This is a genomic window from Alloyangia pacifica (assembly GCF_003111685.1).
Lineage (GTDB): Bacteria > Pseudomonadota > Alphaproteobacteria > Rhodobacterales > Rhodobacteraceae > Salipiger > Salipiger pacificus_A.
The window spans coordinates 162,534-185,199 of record NZ_CP022192.1; the positions used below are offsets into that span (position 1 = coordinate 162,534).

Sequence of the window (22,666 nt, forward strand, 5' to 3'; positions counted from 1 at the left end):
CATCTCTGAACAGCCCGGGATCGGCACCCAAGGAGACCACCCATGGCCGAGCGTTCCTTTGCCAAGGAAGTCCAGAAGTTGAAGCAGGGCGAGGGCGAGACCTTCACCGGCGAGGGCATTCTCGCGATCACCAAGGCGTTGCTGGAAAACGGCGTCGGCTATGTCGGCGGCTACCAGGGCTCGCCGATCTCGCACCTGATGGACGTGCTGGCCGACGCGCAAGAGATCCTTGGCGAGCTCGGCGTGCATTTCGAGGCCTCGGCCTCGGAGGCGACCGCCACCGCCATGCTCGCCGCCTCGGTCCATTACCCCATTCGCGGCGCGGTCACCTACAAGTCGGTGGTCGGCACCAACGTCGCCTCGGATGCGCTGTCGAACCTTGCCTCGGGCGGGGTCACCGGCGGCGCGCTGATCATCGTCGGCGAAGATTACGGCGAGGGCTCGTCGATCATGCAGGAGCGCACCTACGCCTTTGCCATGAAGAGCCAGGTCTGGATGCTCGACCCGCGGCCCAATCTACCCTCGATCGTCAAGGCGGTGGGCGACGGCTTCGAGCTGTCGGAACTGTCGAACACCCCGGTCATGCTGCAGGTCGGCATCCGCTCGTGCCACGTGCACGGCCATTTCGAAGCCTCGGACAACAAGCGCCCCGAGATGACCGTCTCGGAGGCGCTGGAGAACCCCAAGCGCAAGCTCGACCGCATCGTGCTGCCCCCGGCGACCTACATCCACGAGGCCGAGAAGCTCACCAAGCGCAAGCCCGCCGCCGAGCGGTTCATCGTGGAAAAGGGCATCAACGAGCGCTTCGGCTCGGCCCGCGGCAAAGTCGGGCTGATCCTTCAGGGCGGCACCTACAACACCGTGGTGCGGGCGCTGAACCGGCTGGGGCTCGCCGATCTTTACGGCGATACCGAGATCGACATGCTGGTGCTCAACTGCGTCTACCCGCTGGTGGACAGCCAGATCCTCGACTTCTGCGAGGGCAAGGACGCGGTGCTGATCATCGAGGAGGGCCATCCCAACTACATCGAGCAGCAGGTCGCCCACATGCTCTACCAGTCGGGCAAGCGGGTGAAGCTCGAGGGCAAGGGCAAGCTGCCGATGGGCGGCGAATACACCGGGCAGGTCATGGTCGAGGGTCTGGGCGCCTTCTTATCCGAACACGCGCCCGAGGTGCTTCCGGTCGCCAAGGTGGCGACCAACGAGGAGCCCATCGCCATCCCCGATCTGTCGCAGACCCTGCCGGCGCGCCCGCCGGGCTTCTGCACCGGCTGCCCCGAGCGCCCGATCTTCGCCGCCACCAAGCTGGTCGAGGAAGAGCTCGGCCCGCACCACATCTCGTCGGACATCGGCTGCCACCTCTTTTCGATCATGCCGCCCTTCGACCTCGGCGCGACCACCATGGGCTACGGGCTCGGCCCGGCCTCGGCGGCTGCCTTCCACAACGAGAACAAGAAGGGGCGCCGGGCGATCTCCTTCGTCGGGGACGGCGGCTTCTGGCACAACGGGCTGACCTCCTCGGTCGGCAATGCGGTGTTCAACAAGTCCGACAACGTGATCGTCATCGTCGACAACTTCTACTCCTCGGCCACCGGCGGGCAGGACATCCTGTCGTCGCGGGCGGTCAACAAGACCAAGCAGACGCAGAACTCCATCGTCGACGCGGTGAAGGGCATGGGGGTCAAATGGGTGCGCCAGATCGACCGCACCTATGACGTCACCAAGATGCGCGACACGCTCAAGGAGGCGCTGACCACCGAAGAGGAAGGCCCCAAGGTCATCGTCGCCTCGTCGGAATGCATGCTCAACAAGCAGCGCCGGGTGAAGCCCGAACTGGCCAAGGCGGCCAAGGAGGGCAAGCGCGTGGTGCGCCCGCGCTTCGGCGTCGACGAGGATGTCTGCACCGGGGATCATGCCTGCATGCGGCTCTCGGGCTGCCCGTCGCTCTCGGTCAAGGACACCGGCGATCCGCTGCGCGACGATCCCGTCGCCGCGATCGACCAGACCTGCGTCGGCTGCGGCAACTGCGGCGAGGTGGCCGATGCCGCCGTGCTCTGCCCCAGTTTCTATCAGGCCGAGATCGTCACCAATCCCACGCAGCGCGAGACGCGCCGCGCGCAGCGCAGCGGCCGGATCATCTCGTGGCTGCAGCGCCGCCGCGATGCCAAGCGCGTCGTCTTCGCCTGAGGGTATGCCCATGAACATGCAGACAAAACCGCTCGTCGCGCGCCGCTCCCCGGGACCGGACGGCGAAAAGATCATCACCCTCGCAGCGCTCGCCGTCGGCGGACAGGGCGGCGGCGTGCTGACCAACTGGATCGTCGCCGTGGCCGAGGCCAATGGCTACCGCGCGCAGTCGACCTCGGTCGCGGGCGTCGCGCAGCGCACCGGGGCGACGATCTACTACGTCGAGATGTGCCGCGACACCGGGCGGATGCCGGTGTTCTCGCTGTCGCCTGCCATCGGCGACGTCGACATCCTCATGGCCTCGGAGCTGATGGAAGGCGGGCGGGCGATCCTGCGCGGCTTCGTCACCCCGGGCCGCACCACGATGATCGCCTCGACCCACCGCATCCCTGCCGTCTCCGAGAAGATCGCGCCGGGCGATGGCCGCGCCGACGGCCCCGAGGTGATCGAGGCCATGGGCATCGCCGCCGACCACGTGGTCGCCTTCGACATGGAGACCGTGGCGAAGCAGGCGGGCTCGGTGATCTCGTCGTCGCTGCTCGGCGCGCTGGCGGGCTCGGGCGCCCTGCCCTTCCCGCGCGAGAGCTACGAAGAGGTGATCCGCGCGTCCGGGCGAGGTGTCGAGGCCTCGCTGCGCGCCTTCGGCGCCGCCTATGACATCGCCACGGGCGCGAGCCCTGCCCCGGCCCCCGAGAGCGAAGCGGACGCGCCCGTGCCGGTGCTGCACGTGCCCGAAAAGCTGCGCGCGCAATGGGCGGCGCTGGAGGCGCGGCTCGCCGCGCTTCCCGCCGAGGTCCGCGAAATGGCCGGGCTGGGGCTGAAGAAGGTCGTCGACTACCAGGATCTGGACTACGGCGCCGACTACCTCAGCATGGTCGAGACCGCCGTCGCGGCGGATGCCGCCCCCTACGAGATGAGCGCGGCGGCGGCGAAGTACTGCGCCCGGGCGCTCTGCTATGACGACCTGCTGCGCGTCGCCGACATCAAGACCCGCGCCACCCGCTTTGCCCGGGTGAAGGACGAGGTGGTGGTCAACGACGGCCAGCTGCTGATGCTCACCGAGTATTTCCACCCGCGCTTCGAGGAACTGGCGACCACGATGCCGCGCGGGCTGGGCCGCTGGCTGCAATCCCGCAAGGGGCTCGAGGCCTGGTACACCCGCCACTTCGACAAGGGTCGCCGGATCCGCACCGACAGTCTTTCGGGGTTTGCCCTGCTCTGGCTGGTGTCGTCGCTTCGCCCGCTGCGACGTCGCCTCTTGCGCCACGACAGCGAGATGCGCCACGTCACCGCCTGGTTCGACACGGTTCTGCAGACCGCCGCCACCGACCGCGCGCTGGCGACCGAGCTTTTGGCCAACTATCGGCTGATCAAGGGATACTCCGACACCCACGCGCGCGGATTGTCCAAGTTTGCCAAGGTGATGGGCGCACGTGATCTGCTCGCGGGCCGCCCCGATGCCGCCGATTGGATGCGCCGGTTGCGCACCGCGGCGCTCGACGATGTCGAGGGCGAGAAGCTCGACGGCGCGCTCGCCACCGTCCGCAGCTTCGCGGGGTGAGCGCCATGCCAGGCCCCATTCTCATCATCGGCGCCGGGATCAACGGGCTCGTTGCCGCGGCGGATCTCGCGGCGCGCGGCAAGCCCGTGCGGGTGCTCGAACGCGGCCCCACACCGGGGGGCGCGGTGCGCACCGAAGAGCTGACCCTGCCCGGCTTCCGCCATGACGTCGCGGCGATGAACCTGTCGATGTTCGCGGGCTCGGCCTTCATGGCGCGGCACGGCGCCGAAATGGCCCGTCACGGCCTGGAGTTCGTGCCGGTCACCCACCCCTTCGCACAGGCGCTGGAGCCCGGGGATCACCTCGGCATTTCCACCGTCGTCGAGGAGACGCTGGCGGGCTTCGCCTGCGAGGCGGACAGGGCGAGCTGGCGCGCGCTGATGGCCGAGTTCCCTGAGCGCGCGGGCGTGCTCGGCGGGTTGCTCGGCACGCCGATGCGCCGCGGCCCCCTCGCGCGCTTCCTCTGGCAGAGCTGGCGCAAGCTCGGCACGGCCCGCAGCCTCGACATGGCGCGCTTTCTGATGACCTCGCCGCGGACATGGCTCGACGAGACCTTCGAGGACCCGCGCCTGCGCACCGCGCTGGCGTCCTGGGGGATGCACCTCGATTTCGCGCCCGACATCGCGGGCGGCGCGATCTTCCCCTACCTCGAGGCGATGGCTGGTCAGGCCATGGGCATGGTGATCGGCAAGGGCGGCGCCGACGTTGCCACCCGCGCGCTCGTCGGCATGATCGAGGCGCATGGCGGCTCGGTGGACTGCAACGTCGAGGTGGCGCAGATCCTGCACGCGAAAGGCCGCATCACCGGCGTGGTCGCGAACGGAAAAACGATTGAAGCCTCAACCATTCTCGCCGGTCTTGCCCCGAAGCATTTGCGCCGGATGCTCGGCGAGGGCTCGGGCGACACGCGCTTCGATCGCGGGCTCGAGAGCTTCCGCCACGCGCCCGGCACGATGATGCTGCACCTCGCGCTCGACGCGCCCGTGCCCTGGGCGGCCGAGGCGCTGAAGCGCTACGCCTATGTCCACGTGGGGCGTTCGATCGACGTCGCCGCCAAGACCTATGCCGAGGCGATGGCCGGGCAGCTGCCCGCGACACCGCTGCTGGTGGTGGGCCAACCGACGTTGTTTGATCCCAGCCGCGCGCCGCAGGGCAAGCACACGCTGTGGGTGCAGGCACGGGTCGTGCCCGCGGTCATCAAGGGCGACGCCAGGGGAGAGATTTCCGCGACAGACTGGGAGGATGCCAAGGCACCGATGAGCGAGCGCATCCTCGATCTGATCGAGGAGCAGGCCCCCGGGTTCCGCCAGACCATCCTTGCCCGCACCGCTGTCTCGCCCCTCGATCTCGAGGCCGGCAATCCCAACCTTGTCGGCGGCGACCAGATTTGCGGCTCGCACCACCTGACGCAGAACTTCCTCTTCCGCCCGGTGCGTGGCTTTGCCGACGGGCGCACGCCCATCGCCAATCTGCACATGATCGGGGCAGCGTGCTGGCCCGGTGCCGGAACCGGGGCGGGATCGGGCTTTCTTACGGCGCAGGGCCTCAAGTAGGCCGTGCCAGAGGTGCAGAGATGCGCTTGAATAGTTCAAACATAGAAATTTGAAAAAAGAATCAAAATCACCGAAGAGCCCGAGAAAACCGGGCCGCACAGACCAACAGGAGACAGAAAGATGACCTCCAGCCTACCCCTTTCCCGGCGCGGCTTCATGGGTGCCTCGGCGGCGCTCACCGCGCTTCTGGCAACCGGCACCGGCGTGCTCGCTCAGAGCGGCGATAGCCTGACCATCGCCTACAACCTGCCCGTGCAAAGCTGGGATCCGACCACCGGTCCCGCCGCGGTGAACCCGGCGCTGCAGTCGGTCTACCTCGCGGTCTTCGACCGGTATATCGCGCAGGCCCCCGACCTTTCGTTCGGCCCCGGGCTGCTGACCGACTGGGGCTTCAGCGAGGACAAGTCGCAGATCACCATGACCGTCCGCGAAGGCGTCACCTGGCACAATGGCGCGCCGCTGACCCCCGAGGACATCGTCTGGTCGCTGACTCGCGCGGGCGACCCCGAAACCGGCAACCCCATGCAGTTCGTCTGGGGCAAGATCGGTAACTTCAGCGTCGACGGCAACGTCATCACCGCCGACGTCAAGGACTTCGAGCCCGCGCTCTTCAAGTGGATGGCCTTCCTGACCGCCTTCGTGCTGCCCAAGACCTATTACGAGGAAGTCGGCGCCGAGGGTTTCGAGAAGGCCCCCATCGGCACCGGCCCCTATATGGTCGACGCCTTCGAACAGGGCGCCTATGTGCGGCTCAAGGCCTATCCCGGCTATTGGGGTGACAAGCCTGCCTTCGAGACCGTGACCATCAAGTTCGTCACCGACGCCGCCTCGCGCGTGGCCGAGATCGAGTCGGGCAATTCCGATGTGACCTCGAACATCCCCTACGAGGAATACGACCGGCTGATCGCCAAGGACGGGCTCGAGGGGGAGGCCGTGCCGATCACCGACATCGGCATGATCTTCCTCAACGACATCGACGTGATGCTCGACAAGAACGTGCGGCTTGCCGCCCATCACGCCATCGACAAGCAGCTCATCATCGACCGGCTGCTGCGCGGCTACGGCGTGCCGCTCTCGACGCTCGAGGTGCCGGGCTATGCCGCCTATGACGAGAGCATCACCGTCGACTACGATCCCGAGAAGTCCAAGGAGCTGCTGGCAGCCTCGGGCTATTCCACCGACACCCCGGTCAAGTTCACCATCCAGACGACGCGCGGCTTCAAACCCAAGGATTACGAGATGATCCAGGCGATCGTCGGCATGTGGCGCAAGGTCGGGATCGAGGCCGAGATCGAGGTCTACGAGATCGCCAAGCACTACGAGCTGCGGGCCGCCGACACGCTGGCTCCGGCGGCCTTCTACAACTGGGGCAACTCGATCGGCGATCCCTCGACCTCGACCGGGTTTGCCATGTTCGGCCCCTCGCCGCACGCTGTCTGGGACAGCGCCGACCTGGTCGAGAAGATCGGCCCGCTCTTCGCCGAACCCGACGAGGACAAGCGCATCGCCGGTTACAAGGACGTCTCGCGCTACATCGCAGAGGAAGGCTACGTCATCCCGCTGCTGCAATACGTGATGCCGGTGGTGTTCCGCAGCACGGTCGCGGTGACGCCCTACACCTCGGGCGACCTGTTGCCGCAGGCGATCTCCAAGGCCTGATTTCGCGCATCTTGCAAGACCGTCCGGGCCGAGCTTCGCCTCGGCTCGGGCGCATCGGAGGGTTCTGACCCCATGCTGCTGAAGACGATCCTGATCCGCCTTCTGACCACCGCCGTCACGCTGTTCGGCGTTGCCGTCGTGGTCTTCGTGCTGGTGCGCGTCGCGCCCGGCAACCCCATCGCGATGATGCTGCCCCCCGGCGCGACCGAGTCCGACATCGCCGCGCTCGAGGCGCTTTACGGTTTTGACAAGAGCCTGCCCGAGCAGTTCGTCATCTGGCTCGGCGGCGTGCTGCAGGGCGATTTCGGCACGTCGATCACCCTGCGCCGCCCGGTGGACGAGCTGGTGCTCTCGCGCCTTCCTGCCACGCTGGAGTTGTCGATCATGGCGCTGCTCATCGCCGTGGCGCTTGGCGTCACCGTTGCGGTGATCGGCGCGCGCCGGCGCGGTACCGCCACCGAGGTCGGGCTCGACCTGACAAGCGGTGCGGTGCTTTCGGTGCCGGACTTCCTCTGGGGGCTGGTCTTCGTGCTGCTCTTCGGGGTGCTCTGGCCGGTGCTGTCGATCTCGGGCCGGATCGATCCGCAGATCGACGTCGATTTCACCTCCAACTTCTACACGTTCGAGGGGCTTCTGCGCGGGCGCTTCGACGTGGCTGGCTCGACCCTGTCGCACATGCTGATGCCCGCGCTTGCGCTGGCCCTGCCGCTCGCGGCGATGATCGCGCAGTTGCTGAAGCAGAACCTGAAAGAAGTGCTGCTGCAGGATTACACGACGCTGGCCCGCGTCCGCGGCTTCTCCGAGACCTCGGTGATCCTGCGCGAGGCGCTGCGCAACGCGCTCCTGCCGACGCTCACCCTTGTCGGCGTGCAGTTCACCTTCCTCATCGGCGGCACGGTCATCGTCGAGCGCATCTTTTCCTACGAGGGGCTGGGCAACATGGCGATCGACGCGGTGATCAACCGCGACCTGCCGCTGATCCAGGGCATCGTGCTGCTCTTTGCCGCGCTCTTCATCGTCATCAATCTGCTCGTTGATCTGTCCTACACGCTGCTGAACCCGAGGCTCCGCCATGGCTGACATCACCGCCGCCGCGCCGCGCCGCCGCGCCCGCAGGCTCAACCTCCGGCTCTGGCTGCCGCTGCTGTGGCTGGGCACCGTGGCGCTTGCCGCGATGTTCGCCCCGCTGGTGGCGCCGCAGGATCCGCTGATGCAGGATCTCATGCTCGAACGGCTGCCCCCCGCCTTCATGGCCGGTCACGAGCCGGGCTACTGGCTGGGCACCGACAGCCTTGGCCGGGACGTGCTGTCGCGGATGATCTACGGCGCCCGCATCGCGCTTTTCGTCAGCCTTATCGCCGCCACCGTCACATGTGTCTTCGGCGCCGCGCTCGGCCTTGTCGCGGGCTATTTCGGCGGCTGGTGGGACCGGGTGATCTCGCGGCTGGTCGACATCTGGATGGCCTTCCCGCCGGTGCTCTTCGCGGTGCTGCTGGTGGCGGTCATGGGGACAGGGCTCACCTCGGTCATCGCCGCCATCGCACTGATCGACTGGACCCGGTTCGCGCGGGTGATCCGCGCCGAGACCATGGTGCAGGCGCGCATGGACTACGTCGACAGCGCCCGCATCGGCGGCGCCCGCCGCCTTGGCACGCTGCTGAGCGAGATCCTCCCCAACGTGCTGCCCTCGATCATCGCGCTGCTGATGCTCGAGATGGGCATTGCGGTGATCGTCGAGGCGATCCTCAGCTTCGTGAATCTCTCGATCTCGTCCGATGATCCGACCTGGGGCTCGATGATCGCCGAGGGGCGCAACGCCATCCACTTCGCCTGGTGGGTGCTGCTCTTCCCGCTGATCGCGCTCTTTCTGACGGTGCTGAGCTTCTCGACCCTCGGCGAGGGTCTCAAACAACGCTTCGATCCGGTGCTCCAATGACAGGCTCGCAACCCCACCTCAACACGCTCGACGTGATGCAGCTCGGCATCGCGCTCCCCAACGGCCACCGCCTGCTGCGCGACGTCTCGCTGAGCCTGCGCCCCGGCGAGGTCCGCGCGCTTGTTGGCGAGAGCGGTGCCGGCAAGTCGATGATCGGCAAGGCGGTGCTCGGCATCATGCCGCAGAACCTGCGGGTGACGGGGGGCGAGATCCTGCTCGAAGGGCAGCACCTGAACGCGATGACTCCCTGGACCCGGCGCAAGACCGTGGCACAGAGCGCCGCGCTGATCCCGCAGGATCCGCTTACCGCGCTGAACCCGGCGCGGCGGATCGGCCCGCAGATCACCGATCCGCTGGTGCGCATCCACGGCTGGAGCCGTGCCAGGGCCCGCGACACCGCATTGGCGCTGCTGGACCGGGTGCACATCCGCGATCCGAAACGGGTGATGGAGAGCTACCCGCACGAGCTTTCGGGCGGCATGCGCCAGCGCGTGCTGATTGCCGCCGCCTTTGCGCCCTCGCCCCGGCTTATCGTCGCGGACGAGCCGACCACGGCGCTCGACGTGACGGTGCAGAAGCAGATCCTGCGGCTGATCCGGGAGTTGCAGCAAGAGACCGGCACCGCGGTGCTCTTCGTCACCCACGACATGGGGGTGGTCGCCAAGATCAGCCAGCAGGTGACCGTGCTCTTTGCCGGCAAGGTGATGGAGGACGCGCCCACCGAGCGCATCTTCACCGACCCCGCCCATCCCTACACCCGCGCCCTGATCGCGGCGACGCCGAGCTATGCGGATCTCGACCGGCCCTTCTCGCCGGTGCCGCAGGCGCTCATCGCCGAGCTGCAGGGTGCCATTGCCCAAGACGACGCCCGGCAGCAAGGAGGCGCGCGATGACCGCCCAGACCCAACCGCGGGCACCGGCTGCCGAGGCGGTCGAAACCGCCCCGAGCCTCTTTAGAGTGCGAGATCTTCGCCTCTCCTTCCCCGACCTTGCGCGCAAGCCGCTGCTCGGTACCGCGCCGCGCACCGAGGTGCTCAAGGGCCTCAGCTTCGACATCCCGGCGGGCAAGATCACCGGCATCGTCGGCGCGAGTGGCTCGGGCAAATCGACGGCCGGCCGCGTGCTGGTGCGCCTGCTCGAGCCCGACTCGGGCAGCGTGCTCTATGGCGGGCAGGACATCGGCCATCTCGACGAGGCGGCTCTGCGACCGCTGCGGCGCGATCTGCAGATGATCTTCCAGGACCCCATGTCCTCGCTCAACCCGCGCCACAAGGTCTGGCGGATCATCGCCCAGCCGATGAAGCGCTATGGGCTCGGCGGCACCAGGGCCGATGCGATCGCGGCGCTCGGCAAGGTCGGCCTGCCCCCCGCCTTCGCCGAGCGCTACCCGCACGAGCTGTCGGGCGGCCAGCGCCAGCGGGTCGGCATCGCCCGGGCCATCGCGCTGAAGCCGCGGTTCATCCTTGCCGACGAGATCGTCTCGGGTCTCGACGTCTCGAGCCAGGCGCAGGTGCTGCTGTTGCTCAAGCAGCTCGCCCGCGAAATGGGGCTGACCATCGCCTTCATCAGCCATGACCTTTCGGTGATCCGCCACCTTTGCGACCGGGTGATCGTGCTGAACCGCGGCGAGATCGTCGAGCAGGGCTCGGTCGATGCGGTGTTCCGCGCCCCGGCCTCGGATGTCACCAGAACGCTGCTCTCGGCGATCCCCCTGCCCGAGCTCGATCCCGCCTGGCTGGGCTAGCGGCGCCGGGATCGCGGGGCGGAACATTGATGCGTGAAGCAGTTGACCCAGCGTCTGCTTCACGGGTGTTGCGTAGCAAGTTAAACTTTCAGCGGAAAAACGGAAATATCTTCTCAGGGCGGAAAAATCTTCTTCAGGATTAAACTTTATACTTGAAATAAAATCGCGGCCGTAGCGTGATGAGTCCAAGACCGGCACCCAGGAGGACTTCATGCTTGGCCCCAGCGCTCACACCGACAGCTTCAGCCGCGACAATCTTCCGGCGGCCGAGCTCCAACCGGTTTTCCTGCTGGAGAAGTTCGCCTATCCCGACCACATCAACGCCGCTGTCGAACTGACCGACCGGATGGTCGAGAAGGGCTTCGGGGACCGCGTCGCGTTGGTCGGTCAGGGCCGCAGCCGCACCTATGCCGAACTTGCCGACTGGACCAGCCGGATCGCCCGCGTGCTGATCGAGGATTACGGCGTTCAGCCCGGCAACCGCATCCTCATCCGCAGCGCCAACACCCCCGCGCTTGTCGCCTGCTGGCTCGGCGCCACCAAGGCCGGCGCCGTGGTGGTCAACACCATGCCGCTGCTGCGCAAGAAGGAATTGATGCAGCACCTCGACAAGGCCGAGGTCTCGCTGGCGCTCTGCGACACGCGGATGCTGGACGAGCTGGAGGCCTGCCTGCCCGAGAGCAACTTCCTGAAACGCATCGTCGGTTTCGACGGCAGCTCCGGGCTCGACGCCGAGCTCGACCGCGCCGCTGCCGCCAAGCCCTCGGGGCCCTGCTGGGTCGAGACCGGGCGCGACGACGTGGCGCTGCTGGGGTTCACATCGGGCTCGACCGGGGTGCCGAAGGCCACCATGCATTTCCATCGCGACCTGCTGATGATCGCAGACGGCTACGCGCGCGAGGTGCTCGAGGTGCAGCCCGAAGACATCTTCGTCGGTTCGCCGCCGCTGGCCTTCACTTTCGGCCTTGGCGGGCTGGCCATCTTCCCGCTGCGCTTCGGCGCCAGCGCCGTGCTGCTGGAAAAGGCCGCGCCGCCCGATCTCATCCGCATCATCGAGCAGCACCGCGCCACCATCTGCTTCACCGCCCCCACCGCGTATCGCGCCATGATGCTGGCGATGGACGAGGGCGCGGACCTGTCGAGCCTGCGCTGCGCCGTCTCGGCGGGCGAGACCCTGCCCGCGCCGGTGTTCGAGGCCTGGGAGCAGAAGACCGGCAAGCCCATTCTCGACGGCATCGGCGGCACCGAGATGCTGCATATCTACATCTCCAACCGCTTCGGCGACGCCAAGCCCGGCTGCACCGGCAAGCCGCTGACCGGCTACGAGGCGAAGATCGTCGACGACGAGATGAACGAGGTGCCGCGCGGCACGCCAGGCCATCTCGCGGTGCGCGGCCCGGTGGGCTGCCGCTACCTGGCCGACGACCGGCAGACAAAATTTGTCCGGGATGGCTGGAACCTGCCCGGCGACACCTTCGTGCAGGACGAAGAGGGCTATTTCCACTTCGCGGCGCGCTCGGACGACATGATCGTCTCGTCGGGCTACAACATCGCCGGGCCAGAGGTGGAAGCCGCGCTGCTTGCGCATCCGGACGTGATCGAATGCGCCGTCATCGGCGCCCCTGACGCCGAGCGCGGCATCATCGTGCAGGCCCATGTGGTGCTGCGCGAGGGGGTCGCCGCCGACGCGGCCACCGTCAAGGCGCTGCAGGATTTCGTCAAGGCGACCATCGCCCCCTACAAGTATCCCCGCTCGGTGATCTTCACCGCGGCGCTGCCGAAGACCGAGAGTGGCAAGATCCAGCGCTTCCGCCTGAAGGATGCCGCGCCGGCCCCGGCGGGCGCCTGACCGGCGCGCCGCGGCGCGACCCTAAAGATGGCTGCCCCCCGGCGCTCGCTGTCGAGCGCCGGGGGCCTTCGCATGTCACTACCGCGGAAGAAGTGCGGGATAATTGTTTTAATTATAAATTTCTCCCTGGCGCGGGGGCTGCGCCCACGCCTGCTCAATTTTGCGGAAAACGTCGCTTAAAACACAAGACATCCTCCTGCATACCCTTCTCTCACGTTGACTTTTAATTGAAGTCTAAAGTAAATGTTTGATGAATTGCCGGAACGAGGGAGCGCATGGAATGTCACAAGCAAGACGCCTGACCTGGGTGATGAGGCTCTGCGGCGGCATCTCCGCCGCCGCCCTGGCGCTGCTGAGCATTCTCGTGGTGGGCGACGTGGTTCTGCGGAACACCGGCCTCGTGCGCTGGTCCTGGCTCAACGAGCTGACCGAGTATCTTCTGACCATCTCGACCTTCACCGGCGCGCCCTGGGTCTTGCACAACCACGGCCACGTGAACGTCGACGTGCTGCTCCGCACCGTCAGCGCGGCAAAGGCGCGCTGGCTGGTGAAGGCCTCGAACCTCTTCGGCGGGGTGATCTCGGCGATCTTGCTCGTCGTCGCGGTGCGGGTGACCTTCGACAGCTACGCGCTCGGCTCGCTGGTCTTCAAGAACCTCATCTTTCCCGAATGGTACCTCATGACCCCCATGGTGCTCTGCTTCGGTCTTTGCACGGCCGAGTTCCTGACCCGCATCGTGACCGGCGAGGTGCGGATATGAGCTGGCTCGAGATCATCGCGCTGCTCGGCGGCGTGCTGGCGATGCTTTTTGCCATCGGCACCCCGGTCGCGCTGGCGTTCCTTGGCGCAAACCTGATCGGTGCCTGGCTGTTCCTCGGCAGCGGCGCGGGCATCGAGCAGCTGGTGCGCAACGCGTCCATGTCGGTCAATTCCTTCTCGCTCGTGCCGATCCCGCTCTTCGTGCTGATGGGAGAGCTGCTGTTCCATTGCGGCCTCGCCTACAAGGCGATCGAGGCGATCGAGCGCTTGCTGCACCGCCTGCCCGCCCGGCTCGGATGCGTCTCCGTGGTCGGCGGCACCGCCTTTGCGGCGCTCTCCGGCTCGTCCATCGCCAACACTGCGCTCCTTGGCGGCACGCTGTCGCAGGAAATGCTGCGCCGGGGCTATTCGACGACGCTGGCGCTCGGGCCGGTCATGGCAGTGGGCGGCATTGCCGTGTTGATCCCGCCCTCGACGCTGGCGGTGATGCTCGGCTCGCTCTCGGGCATCTCGATCACCCAGCTGCTGATCGGCGGGCTGGTCCCCGGGTTGCTGATGGCCGCGCTCTTCCTGCTCTTCGTGATCCTCACCGGCCATTTCCGCCCGCAGAGCGCACCGCGCGACACCAGCGCCAGCGCCTACACGCTGGCCGAGCGGATCGTGCCCTTCCTGCGCGACGTGGTGCCGCTCTTCGGCATCTTCGTCGCGGTGATCGGCAGCATGCTCGCCGGGATCGCCACCCCGACCGAGGCCGCGGGTCTTGGTGCCTTTGCCGCGCTCATCGCCACCGCGCTCTACCGCAAGCTAAGCTGGGCAGCGCTGACCAAAGCGATGACCGAGACCGCGAAGGTCTCGGTGTCGATCCTCTTCATCATCGTCGCCTCGACGACCTTCTCGCAGATCCTGTCGTTCTCGGGCGCCACTTCGGGCATGTTGCAGCTGATCAACGCCGTCGACCCCACGCCGATGACGCTGATCGTCTGCATGCTGCTGATCCTGCTCGTGCTCGGCTGCTTCATCGACCAGATCTCGATGATGATGATCACCCTGCCGATCTTCATGCCGCTGGCCCATGCCGCGGGCATCGAGGTCGTCTGGCTCGGGCTGATGATGCTCGTGGCGATCGAGCTCGGCATGCTGACCCCGCCCTTCGGCATCCTGCTGATGGTCATGCAGGGTGCCAGCCGCTCGGTGCCGCTGGTCAGCATCTACAAGGCCGCCGCGCCCTTCATCCTGATCGAGATCGGCGTACTGATAATGATGCTGATGGTGCCGCAGCTCACACTCTTCCTGCCCGCGCTGGTGCGCTGACAGCCCCTTTTTCCAAGTCCAACAGTCCGGAGAACAAAAATGAAAATCCGCTCCCTCAAAACGGCAGGCATGGCCGTTGCGGCAGCGCTCGCCCTGGCAAGCCCGCTCGCCGCGGCAGAGACCACGCTGCGCGCCATCACCGCCTTCCAGCCCGGCACCACCTTCGCCAAGCCCTTCGAGGATTTCGTCTCGAAGGTGAACGCGCAGGGCGAGGGCGTTCTGAAGATCGAGGTGATCGGCGGGCCCGAGGCCATGCCCCCCTTCGAGATCGGCAACGCGCTGCGCAACGGCATTGTCGACATCGCCAACACCACCGCGGTGTTCCACGCCAGCCTCGTGCCCGAGGGCGTCGCCATGACCCTCGCCACCCGCCCGATGTCGGAGCTGCGCGAGAACGGCGGCTACGCGCTGATGAACCAGTTGCACGAGGACAAAGCCCGGATCCATTGGCTCGGCCGCCTGACGCAGGGCATCAACTACCACATCTACCTCAACGAGGCGCCCGAGGGCAGCAAGCTCGACGGGCTGAAGCTGCGCTCGGTGCCGGTCTACCAGGCCTTCTTCAAGGATCTTGGCGCCACCCCGATGCAGACCGCCCCGGGCGAGGTATACACCGCGCTCGAGCGCGGCGTCATCGACGGCTATGGCTGGCCCTCGATCGGTGTCTTCGACCTTGGCTGGCAGGACAAGACCGGTGCGCGGGTGAACCCCGGCTTCTACCAGGTCGAGACCGGCCTCTACCTGAGCCTCAAGACCTGGCAGTCGCTGTCCGAAGAGCAGCAGGCCTTCCTCAGCGACCTGATGATCGAAACCGAATCCTCCTCCTCGCTGGTGCAGGACCTTGCCGAGGCCGAGAAAGCCAAGCAGATCGAGGCAGGGATCGAAATGATCGACCTCGACGCGGATGCGGCCACCGAGTTTGGCGCGCTGGCGCAGGAGTCCGGCTGGAAACCGATCCTCGCGACCAGCCCCGAGCACGGCGCGAAGCTGCGCGAGCTCTTCGCCGACTGACGGCGGACGACCGGTCAAAAACCGTCAGCCGGGGGCCCATGGCCCTCGGCTTTTTCTATTCCATTGACGGGCCGCACCCCAAGGCGCCGCAAAGTTCCGCCCCGCCCCGCCCCGCTGGAGCATCCCCGCCCTACTGGCGGATTTTCGACGGTTTTCGGAGTTCCAGCACTGCGAGGTTTCTAGGGAGCACAACCTGTGGCAGTCTCGGACTCATATCAAGAGTCCGCAGGATTGATCGCGGAGACATCGGAAGGCCAGGACGTCCATGACGACCCAGCACAGCAGACGCGACTTCCTGCGAGGGCAACCGACCCGCCCCTCCGCCCCTTTGATGCGGCCTCCTGGCGCGCAGTCCGGGTTTTCTCAGCTCTGCAACGGCTGTGGCGCCTGTGCCCGCGCCTGCCCCGAAGCGCTCATCATCCGTCACGAGATCCGGCATGAGGGCCCCGCCGGAGGGTCGACGCCGGTCGTCGATTTTTCGAAAGCGGCCTGCACGTTCTGCGGCGCCTGCGCCGCGGCCTGCGAGACCGGCGCCCTGCGTTCCGAGGAAGTGTCCAACTGGCCGTGGCGCGCCGTCATCACCGACAGCTGCCTTTCGCTCAATGGCATCTCCTGCCGCGCCTGCGAGGACGCCTGCGCGCCCCGCGCCATCCGCTTCCGCCTGATGACCGGCGGCCGGGCTGCGCCGGAGCTCGACACCGCGCAATGCACCGGTTGCGCCGCTTGCGCCGCCACATGCCCTGCCGGGGCGGTGGCCTTCGAGCGGCCCGCGCCCGTGGCGGAGGGCTCGGGATGAACATCTGCGGCTGCCTCGTCCATGTCCTAAGAGACGCGCTGCCCGAGGCCCGGGCACAGATGGAAGCGCTCGACGGGGTCGAGGTGCATGCCGAAACCGAAGACGGCCGGCTGGTGGTGGTGGTCGAGGACACCGACACCGCCTTTGCCTCGGACATCATCATGTCGCTGCACCAGATCCGCGGCGTGGTCTCGCTGACCATCAACTACCACCATTTCGAAGAGCCCCCGCAGCGCCCATCCCCCGCCGCCCCCCATCCGGAGACCTGACCCATGACCATTTCGGACTCGCGCAGGACTTTCCTCAAGGCCACCGCCGCCGCCAGCACCGCCGCCGCCGCGGGCATCTCGCTCGCCCCCGCCGCGCTGGCCCAGACCCCGGGCAATTCGGACATCCGCTGGGACAAGGCGCCCTGCCGTTTCTGCGGCACCGGCTGCTCGGTGCTGGTGGGCACCAAGGAGGGCCGCGTCGTCGCCACGCAGGGTGACCCCGAGGCACCGGTGAACCGCGGCCTGAACTGCATCAAGGGCTACTTCCTGTCGAAGATCATGTATGGCGCCGACCGTCTGACCACGCCGATGCTGCGCAAGTCGGGCGGACAATACGACAAGAACGGCGAGTTCGAGCCGGTGAGCTGGGACGAGGCCTTCGATGTCATGGCCGAGAAGTGGAAGGCGGCTCTGGCCGCCAAGGGGCCAACCTCGGTCGGCATGTTCGGCTCGGGGCAATGGACGGTCTGGGAGGGCTACGCCGCCTCGAAGCTGATGAAGGCGGGGTTCCGGTCCAACAACATCGACCCCAATGCCCGGCACTGCATGGCCTCGGCGGTGGTCGGCTTCATGCGCGCCTTCGGCATCGACGAGCCGATGGGCTGCTACGACGACTTCGAGCAGGCGGACACCTTCGTGCTCTGGGGCTCGAACATGGCCGAGATGCACCCGATCCTTTGGTCGCGGCTCACCGACACGCGGCTGACCAAGCCCGGAGCGCAGGTGCACGTGCTGTCGACCTTCGAGCACCGGAGCTTCGAGCTCGCGGACAACGGCATGGTGTTCGCGCCGCAGACCGATCTGGCGATCCTCAACTACATCGCCAATCACATCATCCAGACCGACGCGGTGAACTGGGACTTCCTGGAAAAGCACGTCAACCTCACCAGGACCGCCACGGACATCGGCTACGGGCTGCGCGACACCAACCCGTTGCAGCAGGCCGCCGCCAATCCCAACTCGGGCGAGCTGACCCCGATCGACTTCGACGAATACGCCGCGGCGGTCTCGGACTACACGTTGGAAAAGGTCGCCGAGATGTCGGGCATTCCGGCACATCAGCTCGAACGTCTGGCTGAGCAATACGCCGATCCGAACCGCAAGGTCATGTCGCTCTGGACCATGGGCTTCAACCAGCACACGCGCGGTGGATGGGTGAATGGGCTGGTCTACAACGTCCACCTGCTGACCGGGAAGATCTCCGAGCCGGGCAACTCGCCCTTCTCGCTGACCGGCCAGCCCTCGGCCTGCGGCACCGCGCGCGAGGTGGGCACCTTTTCGCACCGGTTGCCTGCCGACATGGTGGTCACCAACCCCGAGCACCGCGCCCATGCCGAGGAGATCTGGAAGCTGCCCGAGGGCACCATCCCCGACAAGCCCGGCCTGCACGCGGTCGAGCAGAACCGCGCGCTGCGCGATGGCAATCTCAACGCCTACTGGGTGCAGTGCAACAACAACATGCAGGCGGCGGCCAACATCAACGAGGAGGGCTGGCCGGGGTATCGCAACGCGGACAATTTCGTGACCGTCTCGGACGCCTATCCGACCGTCACGGCCATGTCGGCCGATCTTATCCTGCCCGCCGCCATGTGGGTCGAGAAGGAGGGCGCCTACGGCAACGCCGAGCGCCGCACCCAGTTCTGGCGCCAGCAGGTCATGGCCCCGGGCGAGGCCCGCTCGGATCTGTGGCAACTCATGGAATTCGCCAAGCGCTTCACCGTCGAGGAGGCCTGGGGCGACGCGCTTGTCGCCAAGAAGCCCGAGCTGGCCGGCAAGACACTCTACGAGGTGCTTTACCAGAACGGCACTGTCGACAAGTTCCCGCTCGAAGAGACCGCCGAGGGGTTCGACAATGTCGAGGCCCAGCACTTCGGCTTCTATGTCCAGAAGGGCCTTTTCGAGGAATATGCCACCTTTGGCCGCGGCCATGGCCATGACCTCGCGCCGTTCGAGCAATACCACCAGGCGCGCGGGCTGCGCTGGCCCGTGGTCGATGGGCAGGAGACGCTTTACCGCTTCCGCGAGGGCTATGACCCCTATGTACCCGAGGGCTCGGAGGTGTCCTTTTACGGCTACCCGGATGGCAAGGCGAAGATCATCTTTGCCCCCTACGAGGCGCCGCCCGAAGTGCCCGACGACGACTACGACCTCTGGCTCTCGACCGGGCGGGTGCTCGAACACTGGCACTCCGGCTCGATGACCCGTCGCGTTCCGGAACTGCACCGGGCGTTCCCCGCCGCCGTCGTCTTCATGCACCCTGAGGACGCCGAGGCGCGGGGCCTGCGGCGCGGGCAGGAGATCAACATCTCGACCCGCCGCGGCGAGATGCTCAGCCGGCTGGAAACCCGCGGCCGCAACAAGCCGCCGAAGGGGCTCGTCTTCGTGCCGTGGTTCGACGAGAGCCAGCTGATCAACAAGTTGACGCTCGATGCCACCTGTCCGCTCTCGAAGCAGACCGACTTCAAGAAGTGCGCCTGCAAGGTCGAGCGCGTGTGAGCCGATCCCACCGGCCCTGAGGGAGACGTCAGAGGAGGCCCGTGATGCCCGCCGCTGCCACGCCGCTGTCGCCGCAACGCCGAAGGTTCCTGATGGACACCGCGCGGATGGCGGGCGGCTGCGCGCTGGCGGGGGGGGCGCTGGCCTGGCTCGGCCATGAAGCCCGCGCCCTGCCCGCCGAGGCGCTGCGCCCGCCCGGCGCCCTGCCCGAAGCGGATTTTCTCGCGGCCTGCATCCGCTGCGGGCTCTGCGTGCGCGACTGCCCCTATGACACCTTGGCGCTGGCGGAATTGGGCGAGGACGGACCGGCCACCGGCACGCCCTTCTTCACCGCCCGCGAGGTGCCCTGCGAGATGTGCGACGACATCCCCTGCGTCGCCGCCTGCCCCACCGCCGCGCTCGACCCGGCGCTCACCGATATCGACGCCGCGCGCATGGGCAGCGCCGTGCTGGTCGACCAGGAGAACTGCCTCAACTTCCTCGGGCTGCGCTGCGACGTCTGCTACCGGGTCTGCCCGGTGATCGACGCCGCGATCACCCTCGAGCCCTCGCACAACGAGCGCTCGGGGCATCACGCGATCTTTGCGCCCACGGTCCACGCCGAGCACTGCACCGGCTGCGGCAAATGCGAGAAGAGCTGCGTGCTGCCCGAGGCGGCGATCAAGGTGCTGCCGCTGCGGCTCGCCCGCGGGGCCCCTGCCGCGCACTACCGCAAGGGCTGGGAAGAGATGGAGGAGCATGGCGGCCCGCTGGTCGAGGGGATCATCGATCTGCCCGACCGCCTGCCCGGGCCGGGCACCGACACCCGTGCCGCGCCGGGCGGCTTCGAGCCCAGTTTCAGGCTTCCGGGCGCCCCCGTGCCGGGAGCGGGCGAATGACGGCAAGAACGCACCTCCCGGTCGGCGAAGAGGCGATCCGCCTCAAGGGCTGGTGGCGGGCGCATCGCTTCCTGCTCCTGCGGCGGCTGTCGCAGGCCTTTTTCCTCGGGCTCTTCCTGCTTGGGCCGTGGTTCGGGCTGTGGTGGGTGGCGGGCACGCTGGCGGGCTCGCGGAGCTTTGGCATCCTGCCGCTGACCGACCCGATGGTTCTGGCGCAGAGCCTCGTCGCCGGGCACCTGCCCGAGCTGACGGCGCTGATCGGCGCCCTGATCGTGCTCGCCGCCTACGCGCTGATCGGCGGGCGGGTCTATTGCTCCTGGGTCTGCCCGATCAACCCGGTGACCGATGCCGCGCATTGGCTGCACGCGAGGCTCGGCCTGCAGAAGGGCTGGCAGCCGAAGCGGCACACCCGGCTGTGGCTGCTGGCCATGGTGCTCGTCGTCTCGGCGCTGACCGGAACCATCGCCTGGGAGGTCGTCAACCCGATCACCATGCTGCACCGCGGCCTGGTCTTCGGCATGGGTTTTGCCTGGGCGCTCGTGGCGCTGGTCTTTTTCTTCGACCTGCTGGTTTCGCGCCGCGGCTGGTGCGGGCATCTCTGCCCGGTGGGCGCCTTCTACGGCCTGCTGGGCACGCATAGCCTGCTGCGCGTCAGCGCCACGAGACGCGCCGCCTGCGACGACTGCATGGAGTGCTTCGCCGTCTGCCCCGAAAACCACGTCATCGCCCCCGCCCTGCGCGGCGCGCCGGGCAAGACGCCGCTGATCCTTTCGCCCGATTGCACCAACTGCGGCCGCTGCGTCGATGTCTGCTCGGTCAATGTCTTCGAGTTCACCCACCGCTTCGACCAGCACGTCGAAGTCCTGCCACCACCGGACCGCTCCGGGACAACCGCCGCCTGAGGGGATTTTCCCTGCGAGACAACTAAGGAGAGCGCCCATGAAACTGACGGTCATCGCGAAGATCGCCGCCTTCGCCTCGCCCCTGCTGGTCGCGGGGCTGGTCGTCGCACAGACCTCGGGAGGCGTCCAGGATCTGCGCGGCGCGTCGGTCGACCAGGAACTTGAGCCGCCCGAAGTCTATCCCCAGCAGCTGGGCCGCGAGGTGCGGAACTACCGCCAGCAGCCGCCGGTCATCCCCCATTCCATGACCCAGTACCAGATCGACCTGCGCACCAACCAGTGCCTCAGCTGTCACGACTGGAGCAACGCCGGCGACCGCGGCGCCCCGACACTGTCGATGACCCATTACCTCGACCGCAGCGGCAACCAGCTCGACACCGTCGCCGGCACCCGCTGGTTCTGCAATCAGTGCCACGTCCCGCAGGCGGATGCGCCGGCGCTGGTCGGCAACGACTTCGAAGCCTCCAGCGAAATGCGCTGAAGCAACGGCCCAATGGGAGAGACGAGATGCCGGACAACAACACGCACGGCGACAAGCCCGGCCGCCGCAACATTCTGCTCCGCATCTGGGATGCCTTCTGGAGCCCCACCGGGCTGTTCAGCACCGGCTTCCTGCTGATCGCGGGGTTCCTGGCGGGCATCCTCTTCTGGGGCGGTTTCCACTGGTCGCTGGAACTGACCAACACCGAGGAGTTCTGCACCTCCTGCCATTCGATGGAGACCAACCTGGGCGAGTACCGCCAGACCATCCACTACAACAACCACTCGGGCGTGCGGGCGATCTGCTCGGACTGCCACGTGCCGCACGAGTGGCAGTACAAGATGAAGGCCAAGATCATGGCGGTGAAGGACGTCTACCACGAGGTGATGGGCACCATAAACACCTCGGAGAAATACGAAGACCGGCGGCTCGAGATGGCGGCGGCGGTGTGGAAGAAGATGAAGGCCACCGACAGCCGCGAATGCCGAAACTGCCACGCTTTCGAATACATGGATTTCACCATCCAGGAGACCCGGGCAGCGCAGAACCACCAGCGCGCGCTCGACGAGGACATGACCTGTATCGACTGCCACCAGGGCATCGCCCACGATCTCGCCCCGGGGTACCTCGAGGAGTACCAGCACGTCGTCGAGACGCTCGCGCAGACCAAGCTGCAGGATGCATCGGGGGGCGTCGATGTCGCCTCGATCAAGTCCTATCTGGGCATTTCCGCCGATTGATCCGAAGGGCGCCGGAGCGGCCCGTGCAGACCGCCGCGCCAGCAACGTAGGGAGACACGACCATGCTGAGCCTGCTTGATCTTCTCGGCACCATCGGGGGCAGCATCCTTGGCCTGCCGGGCATCCTTGGCGTCACGCTCGGCATGACGACGCGGAACTGGATCGTCGCGATGATCCTTGGCGGCGCGATCGGCGTGCTCTCGCCGCTGATTCTCGGCGGTCACCAGTCCGCCCATGTGCCGATCTCCACGCTGGAATACAGCATCTCGACACTCATCGGCATCCTTGCCGGGCTGATCGGCTGCGCCGTGCGCCGCAAGGGCGCGCGGGTGTGATCGGCGGCAGAGCTGAGCTTCATATCGCCGGGGCCGTGCGCCGCGTGTGAATCCGCTTAGGCCTGCCTCGGTCCTGGTGTATCCTTGATCGACCGCGCGCCGTCTTTCGGGGGCGCCCGGTCTCTCGGCCTGCGCCTGCGCGCAGCTTGGTTCATTCCAGTATCAAATTTCAGAAGATCGACGCCCGGCCCCGGCCGCT

20 protein-coding genes are annotated in these 22,666 nt (G+C 67.1%); all 20 read left to right on the plus strand.

Going from position 1 to position 22,666, the window contains the following annotated elements; all coding sequences use genetic code 11:
- Window positions 1-42 precede the first annotated feature (42 nt).
- Entirely contained in the window at window positions 43-2,187 is a 2,145-nt protein-coding gene (locus tag CEW88_RS22290; RefSeq protein ID WP_108970579.1) for an indolepyruvate ferredoxin oxidoreductase subunit alpha, read from the plus strand.
- Window positions 2,188-2,197: 10 nt separating this feature from the next.
- Window positions 2,198-3,748, plus strand: a complete 1,551-nt coding sequence (locus CEW88_RS22295; RefSeq protein ID WP_108970580.1) for an indolepyruvate oxidoreductase subunit beta family protein — start codon at window positions 2,198-2,200, stop codon at window positions 3,746-3,748.
- A 5-nt stretch (window positions 3,749-3,753) separates the two neighbouring features.
- Entirely contained in the window at window positions 3,754-5,301 is a 1,548-nt protein-coding gene (locus CEW88_RS22300; RefSeq protein WP_108970581.1) for a phytoene desaturase family protein, read from the plus strand.
- A gap of 120 nt (window positions 5,302-5,421) precedes the next feature.
- On the plus strand, window positions 5,422-6,960 hold the full coding sequence (locus CEW88_RS22305; RefSeq protein ID WP_108970582.1) for an ABC transporter substrate-binding protein: 1,539 nt from the start codon (window positions 5,422-5,424) through the stop codon (window positions 6,958-6,960).
- Between the two features lie 72 nt (window positions 6,961-7,032).
- Window positions 7,033-8,040, plus strand: coding sequence for an ABC transporter permease (locus tag CEW88_RS22310; protein WP_108970583.1), 1,008 nt, complete (start codon window positions 7,033-7,035; stop codon window positions 8,038-8,040).
- Complete coding sequence (locus tag CEW88_RS22315; RefSeq protein ID WP_108970584.1) at window positions 8,033-8,896, plus strand: ABC transporter permease; 864 nt, start codon at window positions 8,033-8,035, stop codon at window positions 8,894-8,896. Before CEW88_RS22310 ends, CEW88_RS22315 begins: the two co-directional genes overlap by 8 nt.
- Window positions 8,893-9,789 (plus strand): ABC transporter ATP-binding protein, encoded by an 897-nt coding sequence (locus tag CEW88_RS22320; RefSeq protein WP_108970585.1) that lies wholly within the window; start codon window positions 8,893-8,895, stop codon window positions 9,787-9,789. The genes CEW88_RS22315 and CEW88_RS22320 overlap by 4 nt, the downstream gene beginning before the upstream one ends.
- Complete coding sequence (locus CEW88_RS22325; protein ID WP_108970586.1) at window positions 9,786-10,640, plus strand: ATP-binding cassette domain-containing protein; 855 nt, start codon at window positions 9,786-9,788, stop codon at window positions 10,638-10,640. Before CEW88_RS22320 ends, CEW88_RS22325 begins: the two co-directional genes overlap by 4 nt.
- 211 nt (window positions 10,641-10,851) lie before the next feature.
- A complete protein-coding gene (locus CEW88_RS22330; protein ID WP_108970587.1) occupies window positions 10,852-12,489 on the plus strand; it encodes an AMP-binding protein in 1,638 nt (545 codons plus the stop codon).
- 280 nt (window positions 12,490-12,769) lie between these two features.
- Window positions 12,770-13,249, plus strand: a complete 480-nt coding sequence (locus CEW88_RS22335) for a TRAP transporter small permease (protein WP_159099704.1) — start codon at window positions 12,770-12,772, stop codon at window positions 13,247-13,249.
- Window positions 13,246-14,559 (plus strand): TRAP transporter large permease, encoded by a 1,314-nt coding sequence (locus CEW88_RS22340; protein WP_108970589.1) that lies wholly within the window; start codon window positions 13,246-13,248, stop codon window positions 14,557-14,559. Before CEW88_RS22335 ends, CEW88_RS22340 begins: the two co-directional genes overlap by 4 nt.
- 39 nt (window positions 14,560-14,598) lie before the next feature.
- On the plus strand, window positions 14,599-15,570 hold the full coding sequence (gene dctP / locus CEW88_RS22345; protein ID WP_108970590.1) for a TRAP transporter substrate-binding protein DctP: 972 nt from the start codon (window positions 14,599-14,601) through the stop codon (window positions 15,568-15,570).
- Window positions 15,571-15,901: 331 nt separating this feature from the next.
- Window positions 15,902-16,366, plus strand: a complete 465-nt coding sequence (locus CEW88_RS22350) for a ferredoxin-type protein NapF (RefSeq protein WP_254694582.1) — start codon at window positions 15,902-15,904, stop codon at window positions 16,364-16,366.
- Window positions 16,363-16,635 (plus strand): chaperone NapD, encoded by a 273-nt coding sequence (locus tag CEW88_RS22355; protein WP_108970592.1) that lies wholly within the window; start codon window positions 16,363-16,365, stop codon window positions 16,633-16,635. Before CEW88_RS22350 ends, CEW88_RS22355 begins: the two co-directional genes overlap by 4 nt.
- A 3-nt stretch (window positions 16,636-16,638) precedes the next feature.
- A complete protein-coding gene (gene napA / locus CEW88_RS22360; protein WP_108970593.1) occupies window positions 16,639-19,131 on the plus strand; it encodes a nitrate reductase catalytic subunit NapA in 2,493 nt (830 codons plus the stop codon).
- Window positions 19,132-19,175: 44 nt separating this feature from the next.
- Window positions 19,176-20,009, plus strand: coding sequence for a ferredoxin-type protein NapG (gene napG / locus CEW88_RS22365; RefSeq protein ID WP_108970594.1), 834 nt, complete (start codon window positions 19,176-19,178; stop codon window positions 20,007-20,009).
- The gene (napH, locus tag CEW88_RS22370) at window positions 20,006-20,911 is read left to right on the plus strand and encodes a quinol dehydrogenase ferredoxin subunit NapH (protein ID WP_108970595.1); all 906 of its coding nucleotides are present in this window, start codon (window positions 20,006-20,008) and stop codon (window positions 20,909-20,911) included. Before napG ends, napH begins: the two co-directional genes overlap by 4 nt.
- 37 nt (window positions 20,912-20,948) lie before the next feature.
- Window positions 20,949-21,392, plus strand: coding sequence for a nitrate reductase cytochrome c-type subunit (locus CEW88_RS22375; RefSeq protein WP_108970596.1), 444 nt, complete (start codon window positions 20,949-20,951; stop codon window positions 21,390-21,392).
- Between the two features lie 26 nt (window positions 21,393-21,418).
- The gene (locus CEW88_RS22380; protein ID WP_108970597.1) at window positions 21,419-22,132 is read left to right on the plus strand and encodes a NapC/NirT family cytochrome c; all 714 of its coding nucleotides are present in this window, start codon (window positions 21,419-21,421) and stop codon (window positions 22,130-22,132) included.
- Window positions 22,133-22,194: 62 nt separating this feature from the next.
- The gene (locus CEW88_RS22385; RefSeq protein WP_235939659.1) at window positions 22,195-22,467 is read left to right on the plus strand and encodes a hypothetical protein; all 273 of its coding nucleotides are present in this window, start codon (window positions 22,195-22,197) and stop codon (window positions 22,465-22,467) included.
- Window positions 22,468-22,666 lie beyond the last annotated feature (199 nt).